Annotated in this window: 5 protein-coding genes; 2 read left to right on the plus strand and 3 right to left on the minus strand. The window is 36.5% G+C overall.

Features of this window, described 5'->3' with window-relative positions:
• On the minus strand, positions 1-1,798 hold a 1,798-nt coding region (locus F6K54_RS32325; protein ID WP_293087174.1), incomplete at its 3' end, for a sensor histidine kinase.
• A gap of 728 nt (positions 1,799-2,526) precedes the next feature.
• Here F6K54_RS32325 and F6K54_RS32330 point away from each other — a divergent pair.
• The gene (locus F6K54_RS32330; protein WP_293087176.1) at positions 2,527-3,453 is read left to right on the plus strand and encodes an NAD-dependent epimerase/dehydratase family protein; all 927 of its coding nucleotides are present in this window, start codon (positions 2,527-2,529) and stop codon (positions 3,451-3,453) included.
• Positions 3,454-3,902: 449 nt separating this feature from the next.
• The gene (locus F6K54_RS32335) at positions 3,903-4,973 is read left to right on the plus strand and encodes a hypothetical protein (protein ID WP_293087179.1); all 1,071 of its coding nucleotides are present in this window, start codon (positions 3,903-3,905) and stop codon (positions 4,971-4,973) included.
• A 111-nt stretch (positions 4,974-5,084) separates the two neighbouring features.
• Here F6K54_RS32335 and F6K54_RS32340 read toward each other — a convergent pair whose 3' ends face one another.
• Positions 5,085-6,113 (minus strand): LD-carboxypeptidase, encoded by a 1,029-nt coding sequence (locus tag F6K54_RS32340; RefSeq protein WP_293087182.1) that lies wholly within the window; start codon positions 6,111-6,113, stop codon positions 5,085-5,087.
• Positions 6,114-6,458: 345 nt separating this feature from the next.
• A complete protein-coding gene (locus F6K54_RS32345) occupies positions 6,459-9,722 on the minus strand; it encodes a helicase-related protein (protein ID WP_293087184.1) in 3,264 nt (1,087 codons plus the stop codon).
• Positions 9,723-9,942: the final 220 nt, after the last annotated feature.

Consider the following 9,942-nt stretch of genomic DNA (forward strand, 5'->3'; position numbering starts at 1 on the left):
TCAGAGACTGGGAAAGTAGATCGATCGTCTTTACCGATATTTCTACTTTCCCAGTCTCTGTAAATTTAATCCCATTACCAATCAGATTATATAAAATTTGATCCAGGCGATTTTCATCAGCATAAACCGCAGGTAAATCTACAGGAATAGAATTAACTAACTCTAAATTTTTAGAACCTATTAAAGACTGACAAAAAGTGACAACTACTTCTGTTATTTCTCTGATGCCTACAGGTTTTAACTGCAACTCCAGATTTTCATGTTTCAATTTAGAAAAATCTAGAATATCATTGACTAAACTTGTAAGTCTATGACCACTTTGAGCAATCATCAATAAATTTTTTTGCTGTGCTTTTGATAATTTTCCTGTTGCTCCATCTAACATTGATTCAGCAATTCCAATCATTCCATTCAGAGGGGTACGAAGTTCGTGAGATGTATTTGCCAAAAATTCATCCTTAAGTTTATCTAATCTTTGTAAATCAGAATTTTTAGCTTCTAGGGTACTAAATGATTCTTGTAATTGTACAGCCATTCTATTAAATGAATTGGCTAATTCTCCTAGTTCGTCAGAGTGTTTAATATCGACTTTTTGTTGCCAATCTCCTTCAGCAAAACCCCTAGCTGCTTTATTTAAACTGATAATTGGTTTAATTACCCATCTAGAGGTTAAAATTCCACCAAGTATTGCTAATCCTAAAGCTACTAACCATAATAAAATTGTATTGCGTCGTTGAATATAAATTTCCTCCATAAAATCTGCTTCTGGAACTACTACTACAATAATCCAGTCAATACCTAAACCATATTTTACGGGTTTGATTTCTAGGAAGTGACGTTGATTATTAAATTCAAAACATAACTGTTGACTTTGATTGATTTTAGTCAAGCCAAAGAAGGTTTTTTGTAAGTATTGAGCTGAAGCTTGAATTACAGGTACACTACTTTCTAATGCTGGCAGTCGTTGTAATTTTTTTTCATTACCTGGAGCTATAAATAACTCTTCTGAGGTAGATGTGGCCACTATCAATCCAGAACGTTCAACAATAAATACTTTTCCTGATTTACCTATCTTTAACTTGCTTAAAAATTGACTGATTTTATCAAGAGTTAAATGTACATTAAGTATACCTTGACGAATACCTTGTTCATCATAATAAGGTAATCCATTAGAAATGCCAAAATTGACAGTGGAACCATTTCCATCTATCCAAGGATAAATTTTACTCCAGGTAGGATTTCCCGCTTCGATAACAGCTTGATACCAAGGTTGACTTTTGGGATCGTATGGAAAACTTTTAATTGGTGGTTCGATAATTTTTCCCTGTCGATTGATAGTATATTGTTCTATATTTCCTGCTGTTAAATAATCGCTAATTCCTAATTGTAATCTTCGATCTTCTAATCTAAATAACCATACTGCTTCTCCTTTTGTAGAGCCAAAACTAATACTACTAATATTTGGAAATAGTTGCATTTGTTTCAATAAATATGGTTGCCAACTCCAGAGATTTTCTACATCTAAATTATTGAGACGAATAGCATCTCTATTAACTTGATTAATCAAAGGGGAAATTGCTAAATAGCTTTCTAAATGTTCATCAACACGGGTTGTCACTCCATTTAGTAATTGACTAGCAACATTATTGACTGCTTTTTGTCCGTTGCGTAACGAGAGCCATCCAGTCAAACCTACAGCAAACATAATTTGCAGCACAATAGGTAATACAAAAACTTTGCGTAGGGAAGTTTTTCGAGATGTTTTTTGATTTGAATTATCTAAATATTGAGTAGGCATAAGTAAATTCACCCTGATATTGTTATGACTTTTAAATTGTTGAAACAAAAATTAAAATACTATACTTAACCATAGCAATTTTTAAATTAATTTGATACGTTTATATAGCAATATGATTTTAGTTGTGAGGTAAGCATTTCCTCCGGAATGCTGCGCAAACAGCAGTCAGCTAGCCTCCTGTCGGAGGAACTGCGGACTTTAGCCAGCCTCCTCCGGAGGAACTGCGAACTTCAGCTATTGCTTTTAGTTTACGAGAAAAGCTTTATTAATTGTCTTACTACAAAAAGTTAGCTCCCTTGTCCTTAAAGTCTATATTAATTTAAACACTGTCCTTAAAGAGAGAATATTGTTAGTGATAGCTGACAGCTAATAGCTGTTTGCGCAGCATTCCGCAGGAAATGCTTACGTTGTGAGATATTGGATACTTTTAGAAAATAGGGAACAGGGAATAGGGAACAGGGAAGAAGAAAAAAACAAATACATAAGAATAAGATAACTGCTATATTCTATACTTTAAAGGAATACTTCAATTCTCACATCTGAATTCCTGAATCCTTACGATAATTTCATTGAATTTCCTTTAATCATTTTGAAGAAGTAAGAAGTAAGAAGCAAGAATAAAAAAGTTGTTTATGTCCCTAAAACTAATCATGGAATTTAATTTTTGACTTTTGGCTTAGTAAATGGGTATGATGAAATCTATTAACTGTTGCTGAACAAGAGGAAAAATGCGAATACTGATTATGGGTGGGACTCGATTTATTGGAGTCTATTTAACTAAAATTCTCGTAGAACAAGGACATGAAGTGGTGCTATTTAACCGTGGTAATAAACCTAGTCCAGTTCCAGAAGTTAAAGAAATTCATGGCGATCGCACCGATGCTACTCAACTTAAAGAAAAATTAGGACCAGAAAAATTTGATGCTATTTTTGATAATAATGGCAGAAAATTAACTGATACAAAACCTTTAGCTGAAATCTTCAAAGACCAAGTACAACATTTCATTTATATGAGTTCTGCAGGGGTTTATTTAAAGTCTGACCAAATGCCTCATATTGAGGGAGATGCTGTAGATCCAAAAAGTCGTCATTTAGGAAAATATGAAACAGAAACAGAATTAACAAATCAAGGTTTACCCTGGACTTCAATTCGCCCTACTTATATTTATGGACCACAAAACTATAACGATTTAGAAGCATGGTTCTTTGACAGAATTGTACGCGATCGCCCGATTCCTATTCCGGGAAATGGACTCCACATTACTCAATTAGGTCATGTCAAAGATTTAGCAATGGCAATGGCAAATGTATTAGGAAATAATCGAGCAATTGGGCAAATTTATAATGTTTCTGGAGAGCGTTATGTAACTTTTGATGGTTTAGCTCGCGCTTGTGCTGAAGCTGCTGGAAAATCTCCTGATTCTATTAAGTTAGTACATTATGATCCGAAGCAATTTGACTTTGGAAAAAAGAAAGCTTTTCCATTACGAACTCAACATTTCTTTGCCAGTATAAATAAAGCTATAACCGAACTAAATTGGCAGCCAAAATATGACCTAGTTTCTGGTTTGAAAGATTCATTTGAAAATGATTTTATTGCCTCTGGTCGTGATAAAAAAGAAGTAGACTTTTCAGTTGATGATGAAATTTTATAGCGTTAGGGAATAGGGAATAGTAAACAGTTTTCATTAATGGATAATTACCTCTGCTTAAAACCGTTACGGAATTGAATATAAGGAAGTATTATTTCTTCTCTTGGTCCATTGGTTGATTGGATATGGCGAGGTCTCCTTGCCATCCCTCGACCGCTTTTTTCCCCTTGAAAGGGGAGGCTATTAACGAAGTCAGAAGTTAGAAGTCAGAAGTCAGAAGTTATTTTTGTAACGGGGATTTAAGCCCCGCTCCAAAAATATTACGCCTTAAAAGGCGGGGTTTTAGACCCATGTTATTTTGATAAAGCTGAATTATTTAATTAATAATTATTAATTATTCGGTAAAAACATTTCCGGATTTGGTGAATCAACATAAGAATTAAGATACAGCACATTCCATACCCATCGCGGACAAGATGCCCGCACTACATACATTACAGAGGATAAATTCAATGAACTTTGATATTTTTGACGAGGAATATTATCTACAACAAAATCCAGGTATTAGTGCAGCAATTACTCAAGGTCTAGTAACATCAGGATTAGATCATTTTCAACGTTATGGTTTAACAGAAGGACGCACAAAAGTTTCCCGCTACTATGACGAAACAACCTACTTAGAAAATAATCCTGGTGTAGCTAATATTCTACAAACAAACATATTCGCATCAGGACTAGAACATTTCATTAATTATGGTTATGAAGAGGGACGAAACAATACAAGTCCTGACTATGATGAAACTTTTTATCTAAATAAATATAATGATGTAGCATCACAGGTAGAAACAGGTACTTATGTAAGTGGATTTTCTCATTTTATCCAAGTTGGTAGTATAGAAAATTTGCAGACTACCAGTTTTGTAGATTCATTCTATTTGGGACAAAATTCTGGTGTAGCTGAGGCAGTTAATAACGGTGTTTTTCCCACAAGTCAAGCTCACTATAGAGAATATGGGCAATTTGAACAACGCTCTGCACGTTTTACTGGTACTCCCGGTAGCGATGTAATTTTGGGATATGGGGAAGGAGAGAAAGACATTTATGGCGTTGATGTAACTCCCAGACCCAGTTTTTTAAGTTTGCCAGGTCCTGACTTCAATAATGACGGAGTAGTGACACCAGAGGAAGCTAGTCGGCAATTCGGGCAATCTCAAGAGTTCACTTCCTCGCCAGTTGTAACATATAGTGATGGCAGTAACGAATTCGATACTTTGGTGGGAAGTGCAGGTCAAGATCACTTTTTTTTGGGAGGAACAAGTGTTAATGGTCGTGGTTTTTTCACAGGTTCAACAACCTTTTATCAGGGTGAAGGAGTTGCTTTAATTCAAAATTTCGATCCATCTGATGGAGATACAATAAAACTTATCATAGGTAGTTCTGATTTTGATATTGCAGAAGGTGAACTTGGAGCCACAATTTTAGTTGAAAATGATACTATTGCCATTGTTGAAGGTTATGATTCTTCACAATTAACTCCGATAGAACAAGATTTTCTTTTTTACCGAGAAGTGACTTTTGTTTAAAATAGCAGTCAGCACTCAGCGGTCAGCGGTCAGCTCTCAAGGCATAAAATGGGGGATATTCAAAAGAAGCCGCTCTGCATCTACAAACCCCCAGAACACGCACACCACTCTCTAAACCACAGCAGTTTCTAACATTCTAATTGTACCGCGATCGCTATCTATCTCCACTTCTACTCCCAATGGTACTGTAAATTTATTCCGAATATGTCCGATCGCTGTACCATACCAAGCAGGAATACCTAGAGGTCGAATATGATCTATCAAAACCTGCCATAATGTTAATGTGGGAAAATCATCCTCCTCATCCAGACATCTAGTACATTGCGCAAATACAAAACCCTCCAACTGTTGCAACACACCTGCTAAACTCAAATGAGTCAACATCCGGTCTACCCGATAAACATCTTCTCTTATCTCCTCCACAAACAAAATTTTCCCTCGCCAGTCTGGCAAAAAATTAGACCCCACCATCGCTGTTAACACAGACAAGTTTCCCCCCACCAGTCGCCCCCGTGCTTTTCCACTCGTAATAGTTTCCACAATATTCGTGGGAGGTTGCAAGGTTATCGCTTTTCCTTCAAACAGTATACTTTTGAGATAACTAACAGAAAATTTATTCCAGGTAGATGTACCAAAGGGACCGTGAAATGTCACGAGACCACTGCGAGCATATATGGCCAATAACAGAGCAGTAATATCGCTATAACCAATGATAATTTTGGGATTTTTCCGAATTAAGTCATAGTCTAATAATGGCAAGATGCGGCTACTACCCCAACCACCTGTAGTTGTTACCAATGCTTTTACTTCGTCATCTGCAAACATGGCATTGATATCTGCTGCGCGATCAACATCTTTACCTGCTAAATATCCATAGCGATCGAGAACGTGGGTGGCAATTTTTACTTTTAATTTTTGTTGCCCTAAAACTAAATTGACGTATTTGAGTTGATGTTTATAAATCATGGTGGCAGGACTAACTACTGCTACGGTATCGCCAGCTTTGAGGCGGGGTGGTTTGAGGATGGGTTGGGGCGATACTGCTGAGACAACCTGGAGCGATCGCTTATTTGTCGCAGGGAGTTGGGTTGCCAATAAACTTAGACTTAGGAATTTTAAAAAGTAACGGCGATCGCTCATAAATATTGAAGAAGGAGTCAGGAGTCAGGAGTCAGGAGTCAGGAGTCAGGAGGACTGAAACTGACAGTGGGGTGTTAAACCCATAAGAAATAAAGATAAAAATATAACTTTCTTGATTTTATTCTATATTATTAATTATTCGGTAAATTGAAGAGGGAACACTGGAAACTGAACAGAAATTTGGGATATTTCTTCAACATTGAGAGGAGAAAATTCCCACTCCCCCACTCCCCTACTCCCTGTACGGACGTTGCATGCAACGTCCCTACTGACCTATCCGTGTATCCGTGCCATAATCCGTGTGAGCCACTCCCCTACTCCCCCACTCCCTTGTCACCCAGTGAACTACCCAGGTTTAAACCACTCATAACAAATTAACTGAATATCTTCCGCTTTTATCATTTCCAGAGGATTTGATTTTTCTTCTTCTTCAAGTAGATAATAAAGGTCTGAATCAACAAAAAGTTCATCTAAGTCAGAGACCAACCTATTTAAGTCATAACTATCGACATATTTCTGCCAAATAGGCTTAATCTCTCGTTCAATATTGCGCAGGTTTTCTGTGGTAATTACTTGCAAAATCCGCTTTTTAACTGTTTGAGCTTCTAACTCTAATACATCAGTATATTGCTGTGTCAAAACATGGTGAATTTTATTCAATAACGGACTTAATTTAGCCTTCAATTTACTGTTAGTTTGCTGCCGTTTAAAATCTTTAAGTAAATTATCCACTGCTCTTTCCAGAACATCAAAAATAGCATCATCAAATGGCACTGGTTTCATTTGGTCTGGGTGGGGAAAATCTTCAGCTTTACATTTGAGCAAATTAAATATTTTGCGCTTCTCACTAATCCGATGTTCCAATTTAGTAGAAATAGTTCCATTTATCCGGGGATAAAAATGCCAAAAATGTTGTTCTACGGTACGAAAAGCTAGAAAAATTCCGTCTAATTCTTGAGAAATATCTGTGCGAGTGCTGTGAATACCCAAAGGAATTTCTTCCACAGCTTCTGCCCCCACTTGTTGCAAAAATTCCACTAAAGGAAATCTCATTTCGTCTAGAGAAATCAAATCTGCTGCTAATTCTAATTCTTCTAAAATAGCAGCTTTTTCTGCCTCTGTTTCTGCTTGCTTGAGTCGTCGCAATTCCTCTAAAGATTTCTCAGAAATAACTTCTCCTAAAACACTACCATCTAATCCCACTGTTTCATCTATATCTGCAATTCGCTTCTGTAATCTTTTAACTAATCCTAATAAATCTTCTAAACCTTCTTCTGGGAAACAATTATAAATAAATAATTCTTGATAATTTGTACCTAAACGGTCAATCCTTCCAGCTCTTTGAATCATCCTTACTGGATTCCAGTGCAGGTCATAATTAATTAAAACTCCAGCATCTTGTAAATTTTGTCCTTCTGATAAGACATCGGTACAAATAAGAATATCAATTTCTTGTTTTTGAAATTCTGCTATTTCCTCCTCATTTTCACAATTAGATAGAGGTGCAAATTTCTTGACTTTTTCTTGTCGCTGTTGACTTTTTGTATCTCCTGTTAATAAATCAATATTTATAGTTCGATTTACCTGCATAGAATTTAACCATTGTTCATCTTTTAATAATTCAGCGTATAAATATTTCGCCGTATCTTTAAAATAGCTAAAAACTAGAACTTTTTGTCCTACTAACTGAGTTTGAAGCAATTCCTTGAATGCCTGTAACTTGCGGTCATAATCTCTAGCGCTCTCAACTACTTTTTTAATCTGTTGAAGAATATTTTTGAGAGTTTGTAAATCTGAATTAATGTCAGCTTTTAACTCATCAATACGATATTGTTTGGGGTCAACTTCGTTTAAAGATGAAATAATTTCATCAACTGTGATATTTTCCGTTTCATCTGTTTCTACTGTCAAGATTTTGCGGAATTTTTTGCTTTCTAACAGTTTACCTTTTTCCAGATATTCAGAAAATCTATGTTGAAATTCACTTTGGTACTTGAGACTATTTTCAAAAGCAATTAATGAACTTTCCAATCTTTTTAAATATAGGGTTTTCATCAGAGCAACTAAGGCTTGATTCCGCTTAACTCTAGCTTGGTCTTGTTGGTCTTTCCTTTTCTTAAATGCCCGGATATTATAGGGTGCTAAATGTAGTTGGTCAATTTGATTAGCTATATCTGCATAAAGTCCTTGAAAACTGTCTTCAAAGTTATAAGTGAAATTTTCTAACTGGCGTTTGGGAAAATTAATTTCTTTTCCTCCTATTTCAATTTTTTCTCCAGCTTCCTGACGCTTAATTACATCTCGACGACTCCGACGTACCATTGTTTCTAACAACAATTCAGTGATATCTAAATGACCTTTATCTACATCTTTAAAATAACTTTTCAAGTTAGGAATGCCCCAATCGCGATAATAATTTTCACTGTTGCGGGTTAATAATAGCATCTGATGATAGAGGTCATAAATACTATTATTGATGGGAGTTGCTGTTAATAATACTACTCGTTTATTACGCTTACCACTGCCGATTAATTTTTGGAGAGTGCCATAGCGATTTGTGTTAGAGTTGCGGAAATTATGAGATTCATCTACTACTATAATGTCGTGTTTTGTGTAGCGACGAACATTAAAATCTTGGCGACTAATTTCTTCTTGAGAAACAACATCCGCTTTAATCCCAAATTCATCTAATTTCTTGCGCCATACTAAATCTCGCAATTGAGCAGGACAAATAACTATGGCGCGGGGAACATAACCAAGACGTTTATCTTTGGCCAGATAATGTTCCAGCAGTCGCAAAGCGATGTAAGTTTTGCCCAAACCTACAGAGTCTGCCACCATTACTGCTTGATGACGTTCTAATAATTTGACTGCTCGTTCATATCCTTCCTGTTGGAAACTTGCTAGGTCCAGAGCTGTGCGATCGCCTCCTTCTCCAATGGTATCTTCTTTAAAGAATTCATACAAAGTCTTGACAAATATCTGATAAGGTGTATATGGTTTGCTACCAAATTTTGACCGTTCTAGGGTGTCGATAAGTTTGGCTTTGTAGTCTCGGTCAACACTGGGATGATTCCAAAATGTATCGAACCAGTTTTGGCGGAGGTCGCGAGCGATCGCTTGTTGTTTATTCAAAACGTTTAGCTCTGTATTACCGCTTAAACCGGATGGGGTAAAATTGCTGGAACCGATAATGCTGTAGTTGTCAAAAATGTAAGCTTTGGCATGGAGAAATTGACTGTTTTCTCCGATAACTCCATAAAGACGGATGTGGATATTGTCTTGGTTTAAATAAGAAATCAGGCGATCGATACGTTGTTTGTATAGGAGGTTATAGGGTTGATTTTGCAGTAGCAGTTGTTGTTCGCGACGGTAATATTTTTGTAGATCGATGCGCGATCGTTCTGCTGGTTGAATGGCCGGGTCGCGACCGATAAGCAGACGCAAGTTGGTTAGTTGGTTGAATGGTTGTTCTAATCTTACCCATGCTTGAATGTGGAAAAAACCTGTAGCAATGTCTAATTTAGTTTGGCGATCGCTCAGAATTAATTCTCGAAGAACAGTTTCGAGGGTGTGTTTGTCGTTGTCGATGTAGTCTGGGAGAGTCATTTCAGTTATCAGTTATCAGTTATCAGTAATTCCTAATTAAGTAGGAGGCTTGAAATAGTGGATTTTATGTTTTATGTCAAATCTGGTAGCATCAGTGTTATTCAGCATTCAAAGATAAGAGTCTATGTTATAGGGGCGTTTTGCTCCGCAACATATAAAGCGGAGCTTTGCGGAACGCAAATGGCATTCGCTCCTAACCATTGTATGTATAAGATCGACG

Origin of the sequence: Okeania sp. SIO3B5, assembly GCF_010692555.1 — a bacterium.
Lineage (GTDB): Bacteria > Cyanobacteriota > Cyanobacteriia > Cyanobacteriales > Microcoleaceae > Okeania.